General features: G+C 64.7%; 18 protein-coding genes. 9 read left to right on the plus strand and 9 right to left on the minus strand.

What is annotated here, in order from left to right; genetic code table 11:
* Positions 1 to 130: 130 nt before the first annotated feature.
* Positions 131 to 1,141 carry an AraC family transcriptional regulator gene (locus tag E8E68_RS08845; RefSeq protein ID WP_280340738.1) on the plus strand — a complete coding sequence of 337 codons (1,011 nt, stop codon included), beginning with the start codon at positions 131 to 133 and terminating at the stop codon, positions 1,139 to 1,141.
* A gap of 69 nt (positions 1,142 to 1,210) precedes the next feature.
* Here E8E68_RS08845 and E8E68_RS08850 read toward each other — a convergent pair whose 3' ends face one another.
* Complete coding sequence (locus tag E8E68_RS08850) at positions 1,211 to 1,648, minus strand: carboxymuconolactone decarboxylase family protein (RefSeq protein WP_280340739.1); 438 nt, start codon at positions 1,646 to 1,648, stop codon at positions 1,211 to 1,213.
* A gap of 203 nt (positions 1,649 to 1,851) precedes the next feature.
* Between E8E68_RS08850 and E8E68_RS08855 the strand changes: the two genes are divergently transcribed.
* Positions 1,852 to 3,048 (plus strand): cyanate transporter, encoded by a 1,197-nt coding sequence (locus E8E68_RS08855; RefSeq protein ID WP_280340741.1) that lies wholly within the window; start codon positions 1,852 to 1,854, stop codon positions 3,046 to 3,048.
* Here E8E68_RS08855 and E8E68_RS08860 read toward each other — a convergent pair.
* A complete protein-coding gene (locus tag E8E68_RS08860; RefSeq protein WP_280340743.1) occupies positions 3,041 to 4,474 on the minus strand; it encodes a PLP-dependent aminotransferase family protein in 1,434 nt (477 codons plus the stop codon). The two genes, E8E68_RS08855 and E8E68_RS08860, sit on opposite strands and share 8 nt — an antisense overlap.
* 86 nt (positions 4,475 to 4,560) lie before the next feature.
* A complete protein-coding gene (locus tag E8E68_RS08865) occupies positions 4,561 to 4,899 on the minus strand; it encodes a hypothetical protein (protein WP_266029713.1) in 339 nt (112 codons plus the stop codon).
* A gap of 175 nt (positions 4,900 to 5,074) precedes the next feature.
* Here E8E68_RS08865 and E8E68_RS08870 point away from each other — a divergent pair, with 175 nt between their 5' ends.
* On the plus strand, positions 5,075 to 5,656 hold the full coding sequence (locus E8E68_RS08870; RefSeq protein WP_266029714.1) for a flavin reductase family protein: 582 nt from the start codon (positions 5,075 to 5,077) through the stop codon (positions 5,654 to 5,656).
* Between the two features lie 35 nt (positions 5,657 to 5,691).
* Here the strand turns inward: E8E68_RS08870 and E8E68_RS08875 are convergent, their stop codons facing one another.
* Genes E8E68_RS08875 through glcD form a run of 4 tightly spaced genes read right to left on the minus strand, consistent with a single transcriptional unit; the run spans position 5,692 to position 9,879 of the window.
* Positions 5,692 to 6,090 carry a heme-binding protein gene (locus tag E8E68_RS08875; protein WP_280340745.1) on the minus strand — a complete coding sequence of 133 codons (399 nt, stop codon included), beginning with the start codon at positions 6,088 to 6,090 and terminating at the stop codon, positions 5,692 to 5,694.
* A complete protein-coding gene (glcF, locus tag E8E68_RS08880; RefSeq protein WP_280340747.1) occupies positions 6,083 to 7,318 on the minus strand; it encodes a glycolate oxidase subunit GlcF in 1,236 nt (411 codons plus the stop codon). Before glcF ends, E8E68_RS08875 begins: the two co-directional genes overlap by 8 nt.
* Positions 7,319 to 7,327: 9 nt before the next feature.
* Entirely contained in the window at positions 7,328 to 8,380 is a 1,053-nt protein-coding gene (gene glcE / locus E8E68_RS08885) for a glycolate oxidase subunit GlcE (RefSeq protein WP_280340748.1), read from the minus strand.
* Positions 8,380 to 9,879 carry a glycolate oxidase subunit GlcD gene (glcD, locus tag E8E68_RS08890; protein WP_280340750.1) on the minus strand — a complete coding sequence of 500 codons (1,500 nt, stop codon included), beginning with the start codon at positions 9,877 to 9,879 and terminating at the stop codon, positions 8,380 to 8,382. Before glcD ends, glcE begins: the two co-directional genes overlap by 1 nt.
* Positions 9,880 to 10,074: 195 nt before the next feature.
* Here glcD and glcC point away from each other — a divergent pair, with 195 nt between their 5' ends.
* Positions 10,075 to 10,839, plus strand: coding sequence for a transcriptional regulator GlcC (gene glcC, locus E8E68_RS08895; RefSeq protein ID WP_266029719.1), 765 nt, complete (start codon positions 10,075 to 10,077; stop codon positions 10,837 to 10,839).
* A 58-nt stretch (positions 10,840 to 10,897) separates the two neighbouring features.
* Here the strand turns inward: glcC and E8E68_RS08900 are convergent, their stop codons facing one another.
* A complete protein-coding gene (locus E8E68_RS08900; RefSeq protein ID WP_110743211.1) occupies positions 10,898 to 11,215 on the minus strand; it encodes a DUF2388 domain-containing protein in 318 nt (105 codons plus the stop codon).
* A gap of 293 nt (positions 11,216 to 11,508) precedes the next feature.
* On the opposite strand from E8E68_RS08900, the gene E8E68_RS08905 reads away from it, so the two are divergent.
* The 4 genes from E8E68_RS08905 (at position 11,509) to E8E68_RS08920 (ending at position 17,596) form a co-directional block, all read left to right on the plus strand.
* Positions 11,509 to 12,141, plus strand: coding sequence for a glutathione S-transferase (locus tag E8E68_RS08905; protein WP_280340752.1), 633 nt, complete (start codon positions 11,509 to 11,511; stop codon positions 12,139 to 12,141).
* 312 nt (positions 12,142 to 12,453) lie between these two features.
* A complete protein-coding gene (gene katG / locus E8E68_RS08910; RefSeq protein WP_266029721.1) occupies positions 12,454 to 14,712 on the plus strand; it encodes a catalase/peroxidase HPI in 2,259 nt (752 codons plus the stop codon).
* A 157-nt stretch (positions 14,713 to 14,869) separates the two neighbouring features.
* On the plus strand, positions 14,870 to 16,081 hold the full coding sequence (locus E8E68_RS08915) for a M24 family metallopeptidase (RefSeq protein ID WP_266029722.1): 1,212 nt from the start codon (positions 14,870 to 14,872) through the stop codon (positions 16,079 to 16,081).
* 180 nt (positions 16,082 to 16,261) lie between these two features.
* Positions 16,262 to 17,596, plus strand: a complete 1,335-nt coding sequence (locus E8E68_RS08920) for an MFS transporter (RefSeq protein WP_266029723.1) — start codon at positions 16,262 to 16,264, stop codon at positions 17,594 to 17,596.
* A gap of 68 nt (positions 17,597 to 17,664) precedes the next feature.
* Here the strand turns inward: E8E68_RS08920 and E8E68_RS08925 are convergent, their stop codons facing one another.
* Positions 17,665 to 18,672, minus strand: a complete 1,008-nt coding sequence (locus E8E68_RS08925) for a GlxA family transcriptional regulator (RefSeq protein ID WP_266029724.1) — start codon at positions 18,670 to 18,672, stop codon at positions 17,665 to 17,667.
* Between the two features lie 181 nt (positions 18,673 to 18,853).
* On the opposite strand from E8E68_RS08925, the gene pssA reads away from it, so the two are divergent.
* Positions 18,854 to 20,182 (plus strand): CDP-diacylglycerol--serine O-phosphatidyltransferase, encoded by a 1,329-nt coding sequence (gene pssA, locus E8E68_RS08930; RefSeq protein ID WP_266029725.1) that lies wholly within the window; start codon positions 18,854 to 18,856, stop codon positions 20,180 to 20,182.
* Positions 20,183 to 20,449: the final 267 nt, after the last annotated feature.

Below are 20,449 nucleotides of genomic sequence, written 5' to 3' on the forward strand. Positions count from 1 at the left end.
CTCTGCGAGAATGGCCGGGGAGATCCCGGAGTGGGTCCGAGTCTAGGCAAAGGCTCTGTTGCAGCCTATGCCGGAACTGTTCAAACAACCTGGCACTTTTTGCCACTCAGCATAGACAGCGAAAACCGCCATGCGCGATAGCGATTCGGTCGCCGTGTACTTCCTCAATGCGATGCTCCACGCTTTGCGCGACAGCCCTGTCGAGCGTGATGCGCAGTTGCGCGCGGTGGGCATCGACCCGCAGCTGCTCGATCAGCCCCAGGCGCGGGTGCCGGCCAAGGCCTTCGCCGAGCTGTGGCTGGCGCTGATCCAGCGCCTGGACGATGAGTTCTTTCGCCTCGACAGCCATGGCATGCCGCTGGGCAGTTTCGCCCTGATCTGTCGCGGGCTGATCCTTGAGCCCAACCTGGAAAAGGCCTTGCGCCAGTGCGTGGGCGGCTTCGGCTTGTTTCTGCGCGACTTGCGCGGCAGCCTGACGGTGCGTGGTGGGCGCGCGCTGATCAGTGTGCAATCGACCATCGCCGACCCGTTGACCCGCGTGTATGCCGAAGAAACCTACCTGGTGCTGATGGTCGGCATCCTGTGCTGGCTGGGCGGGCGGCGGATCACCATCGACCGCACCGAGCTGGCGGTGTCGCGCCCGGCCCAGGAAGACGACCTGCTGTTGTGGGGGCCGGACCTGCGCCTGGGCAGTGGGCGTACCGAGGTGGAGTTCGACAGCGCCTGCCTGCGGTTGCCGGTGGTGCAGGATGTGGCAGCGCTGAAGACATTCTTGCGCAGTGCGCCACAGGGGTTGGTGATTCGCTTTCGTAACCAGAACGGCCTGGTGGCCGAGGTTTACCGGCACCTGCGGGCGCGGCGTTATGGGCAGTGGCCGACGTTGGCGGCACTGGCGCAGCAGCAGGGGATCAGCGCCAGCACCTTCCGCCGACAGCTGGAGCGCGAGGGGCGGTCGTACCAGCAGATCAAGGATGAAGTGCGCCGGGCCATGGCCTTCGAGCGGTTGCGCGAAGGGGTGCTGAGCATTGCAGAAATCGCCGAACAGGCGGGCTTCCAGGAGCCCAGTGCGTTTCACCGGGCGTTCAAGAAATGGACCGGGCAGAGCCCCGGCAGCTACCGGGCTCGCTTGGCCGGGCGGTAGCTGCGACCTGCACTGGCGTCATCGCGGGCTTGTTTGCGAAGAGGCCGGTAAAAGGCTGGCAGGCAATGCTCAGGCCGGCACCATGGCAAACCCGACCCCGAACCGGTTCCAGGCATTGATGGTGGCAATCGCCAAGGTCAGGTTGGCCACCTCGGCCGGCTCGAAGTGCTCCCGCAGGGCTTCATACTCCCCCTGCGGCGCGCCTTGTTCAGGCAAGCGGGTCAGGCTTTCGACCCAGGCCAGCGCTGCGCGTTCGCGCGGGGTGAAGTAGGCCGTTTCCTGCCATACGCACAAGGTCTGCAGGCGCGCTTCGGTCTCACCGGCCTTCCGCGCATCGTTGGCGTGCAGGTTGACGCAGTAGGCGCAGCCGTTGATCTGCGAGGCGCGCAAGCGCACCAGTTCCAGCAGCGAGTTTTCCAGGCCGCTGTTGGCCAGGGCCTGTTCGAGGCCGACCATGGCCTTGTAGGCTTCGGGGGCGTGTTTGGCCCATTCGATACGGTTATGCACGGCAGTCTCCAGAAAAGGTGTGGGGTGGCGATGGCGTCACTGTAGCGCCGCACAATGGCTACCCCGATAGCCAATTCCGCCCATAAGCGGGAGGCCAATCGTGCATTCAGCCGGCCACTGACAAGCATCCAATCTCTTCATTTCTGCCAGGCCAGCCAAGCCGGGATAATGGCCAGGTCTTGCCAGAAGAGAACCGATTGACAATGAGAGCTGCACTGAACCTGTTGCTGGTGATCCTGCTGGCGCTGAACCTGCGGCCGATCCTGACCAGTATCGGCCCGTTACTTGAGCCCATGCGCACCAGCACCGGACTGGGCTACCAGCAGGCCGCCCTGCTGACCGCGCTGCCGGTACTGTGCATGGGCCTGGTGCCACTGCTACAGCCGTGGCTGCGGCGCGGGATCAGCGAGCATGGCGGCATGCTTGGCGGGCTGGCGGCGATCGCGTTGGCTTGCCTGTGGCGTCTGCAACTGGACAGTGCCTGGGCGCTGATCGCCAGTGCGGTGCTGGCCGGCCTGGGCGTGGCGTTGGTGCAGGGCATGATGCCGGGGCTGGTCAACCGCTGGTTCCCGGGGCGCCTGGCCGGGGCCATGGGCCTGTATTCGGCGGCGCTGATGACAGGCGGTGGCCTGGCAGCAGTGCTTGGGCCACACATCAGCGGCCACTTCGGCCACTGGCAGGCCGGCCTTGGGCTGTGGGCGATTCCGGCGCTGCTGGCCGTGCTGGCCTGGGTCGTGCTGCGGCCACGCCAGGGCGCGCCAGCGCTGCCAGGGGCTACGGGCGGGCACTGGTTCGGCACCCGCCGGGCCTGGGTGTTGGCCCTGTACTTCGGCCTGATCAATGGCGGTTACACCAGCATGGTGGCCTGGTTGCCGGCCTACCACATAGAACACGGCGGCAGCGCCCAGGGTGGCGCCGACCTGGTGGGGCTGATGACCATCTTCCAGGTGGCCGGCGCGCTGGGCCTGCCGCTGCTGCTGCGGCGCTTGGCAGACCGGCGCCCGGGACTATGGCTGGCGCTGGGGATTCAGCTGGCCGGCTTCCTCGGCCTGCTGCTGGCGCCAACAGTGGCGTCGGGGATGTGGGTGGCGATGATCGGTTTTGGCCTGGGTGCCTGCTTCAGCCAATGCCTGACGTTGACCCTGGAGCACCTGAAAAACCCGGCCGAGGCTGGCAGCCTGGCGGCGTTCGTGCAGGGCATCGGCTTCATCATCACCGGCATCGTGCCGTACATCACTGGCTGGCTGCGCGATGTCAGTGGCGACTTCCAGGCGTCGTGGACGCTGCTGACCGTGACCGTGCTGGCCATGTTGCTGGTAACCGCGTGCTTCAACCCGCGCGGTTATGCGGCCGTCATCGCCCGCCGGGCAGTGGCGGGCAAGGCTGCACCGGTCAGCTGAGACGCTGCAAGGTATCGCGTACCCGGTCCAGTGCCGGGTCGATATCCAGCAGCTCGATGGCGCCAAAGCCCATCAGCAGCCCCGGGCGTACCGGCGCTTCGCTGAAGAAGGGTGCCAGTGAGTACAGGCCAACCTCCACCTTGCGCGCCAGGTTGGCCAGTAACTCCACATCGACCCCGGGCTTGGCCAAGGCGCTGAGATGGAAGCCGGCGCTGGCGGGGATGGCGCTGAACCACGGTGCCAGATCGCCGCCCAGGCGCGCCAGGATGCGCTCGCGGCGGGCGCTGTAGACCTCGTGGCAGCGACGAATGTGCTTGTTCAGGTGGCCTTCGCCAAGAAAGCGCGCCAGCGCCCATTGCAGCAGGGTCGGGCTGTGCCAGTCGCTGAGGTGCTTGGCCACGCAGGCGGCCTGCAGCACGGCAGGCGGCAACACGGCGTAACCCAGGCGCAGCTCAGGCAGCAAGGTCTTGGAAAATGTCCCGACGTAGGCCACCAGGCCATGCCGGTCGAGGCGCTGCAGGGCGTCCGAGGCCGGGCCATGGTAGCGGAACTCGCAATCGTAATCGTCTTCGATGATCAGCGCCCCCAGCTCGGCAGCCCGCGCCAACAGGGCCTGGCGACGCGGCTCGCTCATCGGCATGCCCAGGGGGAACTGGTGCGACGGCGTGACGTAGATCAGTTGGGTGCCATCGGCGATCTGCTCCACGCACAGCCCTTCAGCGTCCACCGGTACCGATTGCAGGCGAGCGCCCAAAGCCAGGAACAGTTGGCGTGCCGGCGGGTAGCCAGGGTCTTCCACGGCCACCCGGCAGCCGGGTTCGACCAGCACCCGGGCGATCAGGTCCAGTGCCTGCTGGGCGCCGTTGCACACCAGCAGATCGGCGGCGCTGCAATGTACGCCGCGGGCGTAGGCAATGTGGCGGGCGATGGCTTCGCGCAGCTCCGGCAGGCCTTGGGCCGCGAACTGCCGCTCGGGGTGGCGCTGGCTGCGGCGCAAAGCGTAGTTCAGGCAACTGCGCCACTGGTCGAACGGGAACTGTGCCTTGCTCGAGGCACCCCCGATGAAGTCGAAGCGTGACGGGGCCTGCAGCTGGCGTTGGCCAAGCACCGTGGCGCGCTGTTGCCAACGTTCGAGCGATGCGGCGCCAGCGAGGGCGATGGCGGCGGGTTCGCTGCTGCGCAGGGGGTGGCGCGGGGTGACGAAGGTGCCACGGCCGACCACCCCACTGAGCAGGTTGTCATAGGTCAGGCGCGAATAGGCTTCGGCCACGGTCTTGCGCGATACCCCCAGCTGTTCGGCCAGCAGGCGCGTGGGTGGCAGTTGAGTGCCGGCAGCCAGGTGGCCGTTGTCGATACGGGCGCGCAATTGCTGGTAAAGCTGGTCGGCCAGGCCTTTGCGGCCATCCAGCCGAATGTGCAGTTCCATGGGACGGTCCGGAGCGGGGGTGTGCACAGGATAGCGGATTGGCTGGGGAACAGCATGGGGCCGCACAGCGGCCCCATGAATGGCCATCAGAACCGGGCCGTGCTCACTGTGATATAGCCTTTGTCCGCCAGCGCGATGCGTATCACCGTCTCGTCTGCCGGTGCCTTGCGGTTGCGCTTGATGCACACGCCATCCACTGCAGCCGCTCGCATATGCTCGGTGATAACCCGCCCGTTCGGGGCGAAAAACACCTCGCTGGCCAGTAGCTCGATGCGCTCGATCAGCAAGCGGGTCTGTTCATCGGTCGCACAGAAGAACATCACCCCCGACAGGTGCGGGTCTTCATCAGGGTTGCTGATCTCATGGTCCAGCATTTCGCGCAGGCTGTTGCGGAGTTCGGCAATGGAGCGGGCGTACAGGTGCATGCGGCATTTCCCCTGGATGGTCATCCTGTGCAGATCTTGTTTTCTCCAGGCTGAGGCAGCAAGTAGGACGCGTCCGCGCGTGTTGTAGGGAATTTCTGAAGCCGCTCGAATGTGGCGACTCTGGGGTGCCTGCGGCACAATCGTGCTTTTGCGACCTGCCTTGCCGAGGATTGCCATGCACAGCCATTTCCAACCCGTCGACCTGAAAAAGGCCTATCGGCTGCTGAACCACGGCCCGACGGTGCTGGTATCGGCCAGCCACGATGGGGTGGACAACGTAATGGCGGCGGCCTGGGCCTGCGCCCTGGATTTCGACCCGCCAAAGGTGACCGTGGTACTCGACAAGATTGCCCGCACCCGGCAGTTGGTAGAGGGCAGTGGCTACTTCGTGATCCAGGTGCCGACCGCGGCTCAGGCGCAACTGACCCATCAGGTAGGGACACGCAGCCTGTTCGACCAGCCCGACAAGCTGGCCAGCATCGGGGTGCAGCTGGCGCGGGTCGAGGGATACACGGCGCCGCTGGTACAGGGCTGCTCGGCCTGGTTGATGTGCCGGGTGATCGATGAGCCGCACAACCAGCACACCTATGACCTGTTCATTGGCGAGGTTGTGGCGGCCTGGGCCGATAACCGGGTATTCCGCGATGGCCATTGGGCTTATGAGAATGCCGACCCGCAGTGGCGCAGCTTGCACTACGTGGCGGGTGGGCATTTTTATGCGATTGGCGAGGCCGTGGTGGTGGATTCACACGGTTGATGCAGCCTGTGCTGGCGCAATCGCCGGCACCGGGTTCAGAGGGCTGCAGCCCCGGCCTTGGCCACTTGGGCATCCTGTTCGGGCTTGACCCCGGACACGCCAATGGCGCCGACTACCTGGCCTTCCAGCTTCAGGGGCACGCCTCCTTCCAGGCAGGTCAGCAGCGGCGCGGTCACGAACGCGGTGCGCCCGCCGTTGACCATAGCTTCGTAATCCCGCGTTTCCTTGCGCCCCAGCGCCGAGGTACGGGCCTTCTCCAGGGCGATGTAGGCACTGGCTGGCGCACAACCGTCCAGCCGTTCCAGTGCTAGCGGGTGGCCACCGTCATCGACCACGGCGATGGTCACGCTCCAGTTCTGGGTCAGGGCTTCCTGACGGGCGGCGGTCAGTACTCGGGCTACATCGGCCTGGCCGATCACGAACTTGCTATGCATGGGAGGTCTCCGGGTTCAGGGCTGCTTCGACGATTTCGATCCAGTGCCGCACTGGCGTGCGCCCAGCCCCGTCCAGATGGCTCTGGCAGCCGATATTGGCAGTGGCGATGACTTGCGGTTTGCCGCTTTCCAGGGCATTCAGCCGATTGTCGCGCAGTTGCAAAGACAGCTCCGGCTGAGTCAGCGAATAAGTGCCCGCCGAACCACAGCACAGGTGGCCATCGGGCACTGCGGTCAGGCTAAAGCCCAGGCGCGTCAACAATGCTTCCACCGCGCCGCCCAGCTTCAGGGCATGTTGCAAGGTACACGGGCAATGGAAGGCCAGGCGCTGTTCGGCGCACAGGCCCAGTTGCTCTACCGGCTCGTCGCGCAGTATTTCGACCAGATCGCGGGACAGGGCGCTGACCCGTGCGGCCTTGGCGGCGTACCGGGGGTCTTTTTCCAGCAGGTGGCCGTAGTCCCGCACGAATGCGCCGCATCCGCTGGCCGTTTGCACAATGGCCTCCGCACCGGCCTCGATGGCCGGCCACCAGGCGTCGATATTGCGCCGGGCCCTTTGCAGGCCTTGCTCGTGAGCGTTGAGATGGTAATCCACTGCGCCACAACAACCCGCCTGCCGGATCGGTTGCACGCTGATCCCCAGACGGTCGAGCAGCCGCGCGGCGGCGGCGTTGGTGTTGGGCGACAGCGCGGGTTGCACGCAGCCTTCGAGCACCAGCACCCGGCGTGCATGGCGCGGCGCAGGGCGCTGGCCGGGCGGTGTGACGCGGGCCGGCAGCTTGCGTTTGAGCGTAGCCGGCAGCAGCGGGCGCAGGGCCTGGCCGCTGCGGGTCAGCGCCTTGAATAGTGCCGGCCGCGGGACCACCGCACGCAGGCACTGGCGCAACAGGCGCTGGCTGAGCGGGCGTGGCACCTGCTGCTCGACCACGGCGCGGCCGATGTCCAGCAGGTCGTGGTACTTCACCCCGGAAGGGCAGGTGGTTTCACAGTTGCGGCAGGTCAGGCAGCGGTCCAGGTGCAACTGGGTGCTGGCGGTAGTCGGCTCGCCTTCGAGCATTTGCTTGATCAGGTAGATGCGTCCGCGCGGGCCGTCCAGTTCGTCGCCCAGCAACTGATAGGTAGGGCAGGTGGCGGTGCAGAAGCCACAGTGCACGCAGGCGCGCAGGATGCTCTCGGCTTCATCGGCGCGGGGCAGGCGGCGGGAGGTTTCGCTGAGGTTGGTTTGCATGGTCTGGCCTCACAGGTCCGGGTACAGGCGGCCAGGGTTGAATATGCCCTGGGGGTCGAGCTGCTGCTTCAGGGCGCAGTGGTAGCGCATCAGGCCGGCGGTCAGTGGCGCGCTGCTGGCCGCACCGGGGGCATAACCGGTGGCGTGACCGCCCACCTTGGCAACTTGGTCGCGAATGGCGTGTGCCGGTGCGCTGGACTTGAGCCAGCGCTGGGCGCCGCCCCAGTCGACCAGCTGCTGGCCGGGCAGCTCCAGCTCACCGCAGGCGGTGGGCACGGACAAGCGCCACAGCGGGTCAGGGCCGTTGAAAAAGGCCAGGCGCTGTTCGCGCAGGTCGCTCCAGAAGCTGCTATCGAGTGGTTCACCCCCCAGCCGCTGGCGTGCCGACTGCACCGAGCCCTCGCCGCCCTCCAGGCGCAGGTGCAGTGCTTCGCCGTCATGGCAGGCGGCGCTGATCGGCAGCGGCTGCTGCCCCCATTCGGCCAACTCGGCCAGCGCCTCGTGGCGGTTCATCGGCAGGCGCAGGCTGAGGCACTGTCGCGGGCGTGGCAGCACTTTCAGCGACACCTCGGTCAACAGCCCCAGGCACCCGAAGCTCCCCGCCATCAGGCGTGACACATCGTAGCCGGCGACGTTCTTCATCACCTCGCCACCAAAGCGCAACAGCTTGCCGTGGCCGGTGATGACGCGTGTACCCAGCACGTAGTCCCGCACCGACCCAGCCCACGGCCGCCTGGGGCCCGACAAACCGGCCGCGACCATGCCGCCCAATGTCGCATCAGGCCCAAGGTGGGGTGGTTCGCACGGCAGCATCTGGCCGGCTCCGTGCAGGATTGCCTCGATTTCGCGCAGCGGTGTGCCGGCGCGAGCGGTCAGCACCAGTTCGGTCGGGTCATAGCTGACGATGCCACGGTGGCTGCGGGTGTCGAGCACCTCACCGGCCACCGCATTGCCGAGCATGGCCTTGCTGTTGCTGCCCAGTATGCGCAGTGGCGTGCCTTGGTTCAGGGCCTGGTTGACCTGCTCCAGCAGGGCCTGGCTGTTATCGCGGTCCATGCTCATCAGAAGCGCTCCAGCGCAGGGAAGGGCAGCTGCCCATGGTGCACATGCAGGGCGCCGAATTCAGCGCAGCGGTGCAGGGTCGGGATGTTCTTGCCGGGGTTGAGCAGGCCCTGTGGGTCGAATGCGGCCTTTACCGCATGGAACAGGGTGATTTCATCGCTGTTGAACTGCGCGCACATCTGGTTGATCTTCTCGCGGCCCACGCCGTGTTCGCCGGTGATGCTGCCGCCCACGGCCACGCACAGTTCAAGGATCTTGCCGCCGATGGCTTCGGCGCGCTCGAGCTCGCCCGGCAGGTTGGCATCGAACAGGATCAGCGGGTGCATGTTGCCGTCGCCGGCATGGAACACGTTGGCCACGCGCAGGCCGTATTCGCTGGAAAGGTCGCTGATGCCCTTGAGTACCCGCGGCAGTTCGCGCCGTGGAATGGTGCCGTCCATGCAGTAATAGTCCGGGGAAATGCGCCCCACCGCCGGGAAGGCGTTCTTGCGCCCGGCCCAGAAGCGCACCCGTTCGGCCTCGTCGCAGGCCAGCCGCACCTCGCGAGCGCCGGCATCTGCCAGTACGGCGGCGACCCGTTCGCAGTCGTCGTGCACATCGGCCTCGACGCCATCCAGTTCACACAGCAAGATCGCCGCTGCGTCCACTGGGTAGCCGGCGTGGATGAAATCTTCCGCGGCGCGGATCGCCAGGTTGTCCATCATTTCCAGCCCGCCGGGGATAATGCCGGCGGCAATGATGTCAGCAACGGCCCGCCCGGCGTCTTCGACGCTGTCGAAACTGGCCAGCAGCACCCGCGCCACCTGTGGCTTGGGCAGCAGCTTCACGGTGACTTCGGTGACAATGCCAAGCATGCCTTCGGAACCGGTGAACAGGGCCAACAGGTCGAAGCCCGGGCTGTCCAGGGCATCGCTGCCCAGCGTCAGGCGTTCGCCCTCGACGGTGAGGATTTCCACCTTGAGCAGATTGTGCACGGTCAGGCCGTATTTCAGGCAATGAACGCCACCGGCGTTTTCGGCGACGTTGCCGCCTATGGAGCAGGCGATTTGCGAGGACGGGTCTGGCGCGTAGTACATACCATGAGGGGCGGCAGCCTGGGAGATGGCCAGGTTACGCACGCCAGGCTGTACGCGGGCGAACCGGCCCTGGGGGTTCACCTCCAGGATGCGGTTGAAGCGTGCCATCACCAGCAGGATGCCCTTGGCCAGCGGCAGGGCGCCGCCCGACAGGCCGGTACCGGCCCCCCGTGCTACCACCGGCACGCCGCGCTGATGGCAAAGCTTGAGCAGGGTCTCTACCTGCTCCAGGCGCTCCGGCAGCACCACCAGCATCGGCACCGTGCGGTAGGCCGACAGGCCGTCGCATTCGTAGGGTTTGAGGTCTTCTTCGCGGTGCAGGATTTCGAGGTCGGGCAAGGCGGCGCGCAGCGCTTGTAACACGTCTGCTCGGTCCACGTTGGGCAGCGCGCCGTCGACGCGCTCGTCGTACAGGATATTCATCGGCTCACTCGGCAACGGTTTTTATTGTTGTTGGCAAAGCGTTCACCGTAGCAGCCTGCGCGTGGCGGTGGTGGAGGTCGAGTGCAGGCGCAGCTGGTCCTACCAGTTTATGCTGTGGGTACTGGTGATTGACGGCTTTGGCCGGCTAGATTGGAGGGCGTGGTCGAAGTGGTCCTACCAGTAGGAGGGTGCGCAGTGGGTACGGAAGGCAAGGCCAAGGTTGCTGATCAGGTGGCCGAGCGGGTCGAACGGCTGATTGTCGAAGGTGTGCTCAAGGTCGGCCAGGCCCTGCCTTCGGAGCGGCGCCTGGTGGAGAAGCTTGGCTGTTCGCGTTCAGCGCTGCGCGAGGGCCTGCGCATTCTGCGTGGGCGCGGCATCATTGATACCGAACAGGGGCGCGGTTCGTTCGTCGCCGACCTGACAGGGCAGGTGGGTGCTACGCCATTGATGCACTTGTTCAGCTCGCAGCCCCGTACGCTGTTCGACCTGCTGGAGGTGCGGGCATTGCTGGAGGCTGAGTCGGCGCGGCTGGCGGCATTGCGCGCCACCGAGGTCGACCGCTTGTTGATCCGCCGTCGCTACGAAGAGATGCTGGCGGCGCACGAGGCTGCCGAGCCGCTCGATGCCCGCGAGCATGCCCGACGTGACCATGCTTTTCACCGGGCGATCAGCGAGGCGTCGCACAACCCGGTGCTGGTGCATACCCTGCAATCGCTCAGTGACCTGACCTTGAGCACGGTGTTCGCTTCGGTCAACAACTTGTATTGCCGGCCGGCGCAGAAGCGCCAGATCGATCGGCAGCATGCGCGCTTGTACCACGCGGTCATGGAGCAGCTTCCTGAACAAGCCCAGCGGGCGGCGCGCGAACACATCAATGGCATTCGTGACAATTTGCGGGAGATCGAGCAGGAGGAACAGCGCTTGATCAGGGCGACCATGCGCATGGATGGCTGGGGGTAATGTGCCTGCACCGGCCCCATTGCGGGTAAGCCCGCGACAGGGCCGGTGCAGGTCAGCCTCAGTGATCGGCTATGCGGTCATCCTGCGACAGGATGGCCCTGGCCAGCTCTTCATCATTGGCTTGCAGCCCTGGATGGTCTTTGCGCGCCTGCTCCAACGCCGCTTCAACATAGGCGCCGCGAATCTCACCGCCACTGGCGACGAAGGCAGAAAGCTCGTCACGGGCCGGGATGATCCGTTTGTCGTCCTTGAAGGTAGAGTAGAGCGAGGCGGAAACACCGGCCGAAGTGGCGACGTCGCCCGCATCGACGCGGGCCAGGGCGGCACCGGCAGGCAGCAGGAGCAGCAGCGCAGGGGCGAGGAGTAGGTGGCGCATGTCTTGTTCTCCAGTAGCGTGAAGCACAGGGAAATAAAACACTCAGTGTTTAAGAAAGCACGGGGTGGTGGTAGTTCCCTTGTTCGTCTGGATATTGCAAAGCAGCCGCACGCCTGAACATTTGGTCGTAATCACGCACCTCGAGCACACTCGGCTCTGGCACGACGATGGCGAAGCCGGAGTTGCGCCCTGGGGCGCCATGTGCAAATCGCCTGGGGCTGGATTGACGGCGCAGGGGCGGGCGTGATCTGCTCGGGCAGCATGATCATTCAAAGGAAAATGAAGGTCCGCCCATGCCCGACTACAAGCTGCATTGCTTCGCTGAATCCGGCAACGCCTACAAGGCCGCGCTGATGCTTGAGCTCACTGGCCAAGACTGGCAGCCAGTGTTCGTCGACTTTTTCAATGGCCAGACCCGCGAGCAAGCCTGGCGTGACGAGGTCAACGAGCAGGGCGAGGTGCCGGTGCTGGAACACGCCGGCAAGTCCTTGACCCAGTCCGCGCTGATCCTCGAATACCTTGCTGAGCAAACCGGGCAGTTCGGCCCCCGTGACGAGGAGGAAAAGCGGGAGATCTGGCGCTGGATGCTGTTCGACAACCATAAATTCACCAGCTATTACGCCGCGTTGCGTTTTCTGTTTTGCCTGAAGAAAACGGGCGAAACTGATGTGACCCACTTCTTGCGCGAGCGGGCCACGGCGGCCTACCGCATCGTCGACGCACACCTGGCGAAAACGCCGTACATGGTGGGTGGGCGCCTGACCATCGCTGACCTGTCGTTGGCAGGGTATGTGTTCATGCCCGAGGACACCGGAATCGAGTTGTCAGCGTTCACCCACATTGAGGCATGGAAGGCGCGGATCCAGGCGTTGCCTGGCTGGAAGCACCCTTATGAGCTGATGCCGGGTGCCGCTACTCAGCACTGACAGGAAAAATCCCTGTGCGGGCCCTTCCGCAAAGCGGCCGGCACAGGTCAATCTGACAGAGCCAACCTATCGCCCTCCAATAGCCACTCTATTAGACCTCTGCCCAAGCTCGGCTAGTCTTTCCCCTGGCCCCGCGAATTCCGCGAACGGGCAGTGTGTGAGCACCTGCGTGCAAGACCGTGCCCGCCCGCCGTGACAGCTTCGCAAGCCCCGTGTACACCTGATGAGGGGTAGCTCGAGCGCACGCGCTCGGCTGAAAGAACACCTGGCATAGACCGGAAATCTGGATAACCGACCCAAAGGTACCCGCAGATGTCGAACGAATCGAAATGCCCGTTCCATCAAACCGCAGGTGGCGGCACCACCAACCGTGACTGGTGGCCTGACCAGCTCAACCTGAGAATTCTCCATCAGCACTCATCGAAGTCCGACCCGATGGACCCGGATTTCGACTACGCCAGGGCGTTCAAGAGCCTCGATTTCCAGGCGCTGAAAAAAGACCTGACCGCCCTGATGACCGACTCGCAGGACTGGTGGCCGGCCGACTTCGGTCACTACGGACCGTTGTTCATCCGCATGGCCTGGCACAGCGCCGGTACCTACCGCATTGGCGATGGGCGCGGTGGCGCGGGTTCAGGCCAGCAGCGTTTCGCTCCGCTCAACAGCTGGCCGGACAACGTCAGCCTGGACAAGGCCCGGCGCCTGCTGTGGCCAATCAAGCAAAAGTACGGCAACAAGATTTCCTGGGCAGACCTGATCGTGCTGACCGGTAACGTCGCCCTGGAATCGATGGGCTTCAAGACGTTCGGCTTCTCGGGCGGGCGCGCCGATGTGTGGGAGCCGGACGAAGATGTGTACTGGGGCTCTGAAAAGGTCTGGCTGGGCGGTGATACGCGCTATGGCAAAGACCAGGTCAAGGCCCAGCCGCCAGGGCAGGGTGATCTGGTGGCAGAGCCCGCCAAGCACCCGCAGGAAGAAAGCCGGGACCTCAGTGGCGAGCGCAACCTCGAGAACCCGCTGGCCGCGGTGCAGATGGGCCTGATCTACGTGAACCCGGAAGGGCCGGAAGGCAACCCCGACCCGGTCGCCTCGGGTAAGGACATCCGTGAAACGTTCGGCCGCATGGCCATGAACGATGAAGAAACCGTGGCGCTGATCGCGGGTGGCCACGCCTTTGGCAAGACCCATGGCGCCGGCCCGGCAGACAACGTCGGCCCTGAGCCCGAAGCAGCCGGCCTGGAACTGCAGGGCCTGGGCTGGGCCAACAAATTCGGCTCCGGCAAAGGTGGCGATGCCATCACCAGCGGCCTGGAAGTGATCTGGACTTCGACGCCGACCCAGTGGAGCAACGAGTACCTCAACAATCTGTTCAACTTTGAATGGGAACTGACCAAGAGCCCGGCGGGCGCCCACCAGTGGACGCCGAAAGAGGGCAAAGGGGCGGGCACCGTGCCGGATGCCCACGACCCGGCCAAGCGCCACGCGCCATCGATGCTGACGTCCGACCTGGCGCTGCGCTTCGACCCGATCTACGAGCCGATCGCCCGGCGTTTCAAGGAGAACCCTGAGCAACTGGCAGATGCCTTCGCCCGCGCCTGGTACAAGCTGATCCACCGCGACATGGGCCCGCTGGCGCGCTACCTCGGGCCGGAAATGCCCAATGAAGAACTGCTTTGGCAAGACCCGATCCCGCAAGTCGACCACCCGCTGATAGGCGAGCAGGACGTTGCCGCGCTCAAGGCCAAGGTGCTGGCAACGGGCCTGAGTGTTGGCGAGTTGGTGGCCACTGCCTGGGCGGCGGCCTCGACCTTCCGTGGCTCGGACAAGCGTGGCGGGGCCAATGGCGGCCGTCTGCGCCTGGCACCGCAAAAGGACTGGGCGGCCAACCAGGGCACGGGCAAGGTGCTGGCGGCGCTGGAGCAGATCCGGTCCGAGTTCAATGCCGGCGGCAAGAAGGTTTCCCTGGCTGACCTGATCGTCCTCGCCGGCGCCGCTGGGGTGGAGAAGGCGGCCAAGGACGCCGGGCACAACCTCAGCGTGGCGTTCCGCCCGGGCCGCGCCGATGCCTCGCAAGAGCAGACCGACGTCGAGTCGTTCGCCGTGCTGGAACCGCTGGCCGATGGCTTCCGCAATTTCAGCAAGGGCCGTTACAGCGTGAAGGCCGAGAAGCTGCTGCTGGATAAAGCCCAACTGCTGACCCTGACCGCGCCGGAACTGACCGTGCTGATCGGTGGCCTGCGGGTGCTGGGGGCCAACCATGGCGGCAACACCCAGGGTGTGTTCACCGACAAGGTTGGTGCCCTGACCAACGACTTCTTCCGCAACCTGCTGGACATGGGCGTGGAATGGAAGCCGACATCGGCGGACAACGAGGCCTTTGAAGGACGCGACCGCAAGACCGGGCAGGTGAAGTGGACTGCTAGCCGGGTGGATCTGGTGCTCGGGTCGCATGCGCAGTTGCGGGCGTTGAGCGAGGTGTATGGCAGTGGTGATGGTGGTGACAAGTTCGTGCGGGACTTTGTGGCTGCCTGGGAGAAGGTCATGGAGCTGGATCGCTTCGACCTGAAATAGCTGCATTGAACTTGGGGGCGCCCTGCGCCCCCAAACCCGCGGCGATCCCGCCAATTCCAGGTCGGATAGATACAAAAGTGCCCTCGTCGGTTCTGTTGCAATGCTTCTCAGGCGGCCGGCCTGAACAGCGTGCTCACAACGACAAGGAACCCCGACCATGCAAATGCCCAAGACCCTGAAAATCCGCAACGGCGACAAGGTGCAGCCAACCTTCACTGCCCAGGAATATGCCGCCCGCCACGCCCGTCTGCGGGCCTACATGGCCGAGCAGGACATCGAGGCGGCGATCTTCACCTCGTACCACAATGTCAATTATTACAGCGACTTCCTGTACTGCTCGTTTGGCCGCCCGTATGCCCTGGTAATCACCCAGGACAAAGTGGTTTCGATCAGTGCCAACATCGATGGCGGGCAACCTTGGCGGCGCACGGTCGGCACGGACAACATCGTCTACACCGACTGGCAGCGCGACAACTACTTCGTCGCCATCCAGCAGGCACTGCCACTGGCCTCGCGCATCGGCGTGGAGTACGACCACCTCAACCTGCAGAACCACGGCAAACTGGCTGCCTGCTACCCCAGGGCCGAACTGGTGGACATCGGTGCACCGTGCATGCGCATGCGCATGATCAAGTCGGCGCAGGAGCAGGCGCTGATCCGTCACGGTGCACAGGTGGCCGATATCGGCGGCGCGGCGGTGGTCGAGGCCTTGCGCGAGCATGTGCCCGAATACGAGGTGGCGTTGCACGCCACCCAGGCGATGGTGCGCGAAATTGCCAGGCGTTTCCCCGATGCAGAACTGATGGACACCTGGACGTGGTTCCAGTCCGGGCTCAACACCGATGGCGCGCACAACCCGGTGACCAGCCGTCGGGTCGGCAAGGGCGAAATCCTCAGCCTCAACTGTTTCCCGATGATTGCTGGCTATTACACCGCGCTGGAGCGCACGCTGTTCCTCGACCACTGCCCGGATGAGTACCTGCGCCTGTGGGAGGCCAACGTCGAAGTCCACGAGGCCGGCTTGAAACTGGTGCGTCCGGGTATGCGCTGCAGCGATATCGCCCGGGAACTGAACGAGATCTTCCTGCGCCATGACCTGCTGCAGTACCGCACCTTCGGGTACGGCCACTCGTTCGGCACATTGAGCCACTACTACGGTCGCGAGGCCGGGCTGGAGCTGCGCGAAGACATCGACACGGTGCTGGAACCGGGCATGGTGGTGTCGATCGAGCCTATGATCATGCTGCCCGAAGGGCGGCCGGGTGCGGGTGGCTATCGCGAGCATGACATCCTGATCGTCAACGACAGTGGTGCCGAGAACATCACCCGCTTCCCGTACGGGCCGGAGCACAACATCATCCGCAAATAAGCACCCATGCTGGCCTCATCGTTGGCAAGCCAGTGCCCACAGGTGCTGCGCACTATCCAGGACTTGCGCAGAACCCTGTGGGCGCTGGCTTGCAGCATGAGGCCAGCACAGACAACAAAAAAATAGCCCGTATGACCACCAGACCCTGCCTCCAATTAAAAGAACCAGAGGGTACCCGTCATGTCCAGCACCACCCTTGACCCATCCGCTGTCGCCGGCCCCGCGCACAACGCCGAACGCCAGGCCCTGCGCAAGGCCGCCCGGGCCAGTTTCATGGGCAACTTCGTCGAGTGGTTCGACTACGCCGCCTACGGCTATCTGGCCACCATCATCGCCGCCACCTTTTTCCCACAAACCGATAAGACCACTGGTCTGCTGGCAACCTTTGCGGTGTTCGCCTTGTCGTTCCTGGTGCGGCCGCTAGGCGGCATAGTCTGGGGCCATTTCGGCGACCGCCATGGCCGCCGCAACGCGCTATCGTGGTCAATCTTGATCATGTCGGTCTCTACATTCTGCATTGGCCTGCTTCCTGGCCATGCGCAAATCGGCCTGTGGGCGCCGTGCCTGCTGCTGTTGATTCGCCTGGTACAAGGGTTTTCCGCATCGGGCGAATACGCCGGGGCCGCAGCGTTCCTGGCCGAATACGCGCCGCCGGGCAGGCGGGGCTTGTACACCAGCATCGTGCCGGCCAGTACGGCGGCGGGTTTGCTGTTCGGTGCGGCGTTTGTTGCCCTGTTGCACGAACTGCTCAGCAGCGAAGCCTTGCATGAATGGGGCTGGCGCCTGCCGTTTTTGCTGGCGGCGCCGTTCGGCCTGGTGGGGCGGTATATCCGCATGAGCCTGCAGGACACACCCAAGTTCCTGGAGATGGAGCAACGCCTGGAATACAAAGCCGGCCTGGCCCCGACGCCGCTGCGTGAGTTGCTGGGGCAGCACCGGCGCAGCCTGGCCATCGGCATAGGCGTTACTTGCCTGAACGCGGTGGCGTTCTACCTGCTGCTGAGCTACATGCCGACCTACCTGTCCAGTGAAATGGGCATGAGCGAGCGCGATTCGTTCATTGCCTCGACCGTGTCGCTGGCCACCTACATTGGGTTGATCTTCCTGATGGGGCGGCTATCCGACCAGTTCGGGCGCAAGACCATGCTGGTGGTGGCCTCGCTGCTATTCCTGGGTTTGACCGTGCCGCTGTTCCGCCTGCTGGACGGTCAGCCGCTGCTGGTGATCCTGGCGATCCAGATAGTGTTCGGCGCGATGCTGGCGATGAACGATGGAACCTTGCCGTGCCTGCTGGCAGAAATCTTCCCCACCCGGGTGCGTTTCAGCGGCTTTGCCCTGAGTTTCAATGTGGCCAATGCGTTTTTTGGCGGGACGGCACCCTTCATTGCCACCTGGCTGATCCAGGTGACCGGCAGCAAACTGGCGCCGGCCGGGTATTTGCTGGCGGCGGCCTTGGTGGCGCTGGTAGCCATGTTGATGTGCCGGGAGACGGCGCACTCGGCCTTGGAAGATTGATTGGGCTGTACCGGCCTTTGCGCGGGCGTGCTCGCGAAAAGGCCAACACAGCCATTACCTGACCCGGTTCAGTGGAGCGACGCCTGCCGCCGCTCCCCCAAGGGTGACAAGCCGAAGAACCGGCTGTAGCTCTTGGAAAAATGCGCGGGCGAGCTGAAGCCGCAGGCCAGCGCCACCTCACGTACCTGCACATCGCTGCGCAGCAGCAGTTCCCGCGCCCGGGACAGGCGCAGTTCGAGGTAATACTGGCTGGGCGTGCGCTGCAGGTACTTGTGGAACAGTCGCTCAAGCTGGCGCACGGTCACTTCGTTGAGGCTGGCCAGTTCCTCCAGCGCCAGCGGCTCTTCCAGGTTGGCCTCCATGATTGCCACCACTTGGCTCAGCTTGGGCTGGCCGTTGCCAAGCAGGGTGCGCAGCGGCACCCGCTGGCGCTCCCGTTCGCCACGCACACGGTCACACAGCAGCAGTTCGGCGGCTTTGGCCGCGATGTCCTGGCCGCCGGGTTCGCGGGCCACCAGTTGCAGCATCATGTCCATCGCCGCTACCCCGCCCGAGCAGGTGTAACGGTCGCGGTCCAGTTCGAACAGCTGGCTGGAGATGACGATCCCGGGGAAGTGCGCCTGCAGCGCCGGCAGGTCTTCCCAGTGGATGGTGCAGCGGTAGCCCTTGAGCAGCTCGGCCTTGGCCAGTAAGTAGCTGCCGGTGCAGATGCCGCCCAAGGGCAAGCGCTGCCGAGCCAGTTGGCGTAGCCAATCGATCAGCGGGCGGTTGCCACGGCCGCGGTCGATCGGGTTGGCACCGACCACCAGCAGGGCATCCAGCGCCGGGGCGTCGGCGATGCTGTAGTCGGGCAGCACGCGCATGCCGTTGCTGGCCACCACCGGGGCGTCGTCCGCCGCGATCAGCACACTGCGAAACAGCGGCTTGCGTGCGGCCAGGTTGGCCATGCGCAGGGTTTCCACTGCTGATGCCAGGCCGATGGTGGTGAAATTGGGCAAAATCAGGAAGCCGAAGGTCTTTACTGAACAACTCTTTACACTAGAGGGCGATAGGTTTGCAGAAGCGGGGTGGACCATTGCGCTGTTCCTGTGCAAGCTGAGGCATGGTTTGTCAGGGGCAGTGAGAAAACAGGGCCTCGCGTGGTTCTTTTTGTTATGCGTCGTTGCCGGGTCGATCTTACACCCCGGGTACAGCGGCCAGGAATGGCTCCGCCGATTGGTAGAGCCGACAGTGATTGCACACAGAAGGTGATCGTCAGTGAACCCCGAATCCTTGCTGGCAGGCCTGCCAGGCTACCCCATCGCGCCCGAGTCGATCCAGGTGCTGCCGGATGCCAAGGCCTATCGCGCCTGCCTGCTTGAACGTATCCGTACGGCAACCCGGCGCATCGTCATCGTCGCCCTTTACCTGCAAGAAGACGAGGCTGGCCAGGAGGTGCTGGATGCCCTGTACCAGGCCAAGGCCGCGCGGCCAGGCCTGCAGATCACCATCGTGGTCGATTGGTTTCGTGCCCGCCGTGGCCTGCTCGGCGCCGGGCGCCAGCCGGGCAACGCTGCCTGGTACCAGGCCCAGCGCCAACTGCGTGGGCTGGATATCGCCATTCATGGCGTCCCTGTGCAGACCCGCGAGCTGTTCGGGGTGCTGCACCTGAAGGGCAGCATCATCGACGACTGCGTGATCTATACCGGTGCCAGCCTGAATAACGTGTACCTGCACCGCTTCGACCGTTATCGCCTGGACCGCTATCACCTTTTCCAGTCACCGGCACTGGCTGATGCCATGGTCGCGTTGGTGCAGCGCTTGCTGCATCACACCGCCACACCGCGCCTTGACCTGCCCGCATCACCCTCCACCCGCAGCCTGCGTGGCGACATCCGGCGCTTGCGCGCGCGGTTGCGGCGCATGGCCTATGAGGCGCCGGCCAGCGTGGCAGGGCAGGGCCTGCGGGTGATCCCGTTGCTGGGGGTGGGCAGGGGTAACCCACTGAACCGGGCGCTCTGCGCCTTGCTGGCGGCGGCGCATGGGCAGATCATCATCAGCACGCCGTATTTCAACCCGCCACGGGTTGTCATGCGTGAACTCGACCATGCCTTGGCACGAGGTGTTCGGGTGGAGCTGATCGTCGGTGATCGTACGGCCAACGATTTCTACATCGCCCCGGGCGAACCGTTCAGCGCCAGTGGTGCGCTGCCCTACCTGTACGAGGACAACTTGCGCGCCTTCGTTCGGCGGCGGCATGCTGCGATTGCCAGTGGCCAGTTGCAGGTACGGATCTGGAACGATCCCGGGCATACCTTCCATGCCAAGGGCGTGTGGGTCGACCTGCGCTATTCACTGCTGACCGGCAACAACCTCAACCCGCGGGGCTTTAATCTGGACTTGGAAAACGGCCTGCTGATCGATGACCCGCAAGGGCAGTGGCTGGCGCCACGCGAGGCGGAACTGAATGAGTTGCGCCGCTTTGCGCCGCCAATCGCTTCGGCTGAGGCGCTTGGCGAGAAGGCAGAGCACCCGAAGGAGGTGCGCAAGTTCTTGCGGCGGTTGCGTTACAGCCGGCTAGAGCCGCTGATCAAACGGGTGTTGTGACGTCACCTGCACTGGTCCTGTCGCCGGCAAGCCAAGGCCAGTGCAGCCACCCGAGGCATCAGGCCGTGGCACCTTTGGTGGGTGCCACCTCGGCTTGTCGCTTGCCCTTGAGCCCCCGACACGGCAAACAGCACCACCGCCAGCCCAATGATCTGGTACAGCGATATCTCTTCACTCAGGGCGAGGCGCAGAAATTGCAGGAAACCTTTTGTCGAGGAACTGGCGATGAGCCTGGCCATGCCGCTGAACATGAAGGGTGACTGATCG

This window comes from Pseudomonas sp. BN607 (assembly GCF_029871175.1).
GTDB lineage: Bacteria > Pseudomonadota > Gammaproteobacteria > Pseudomonadales > Pseudomonadaceae > Aquipseudomonas.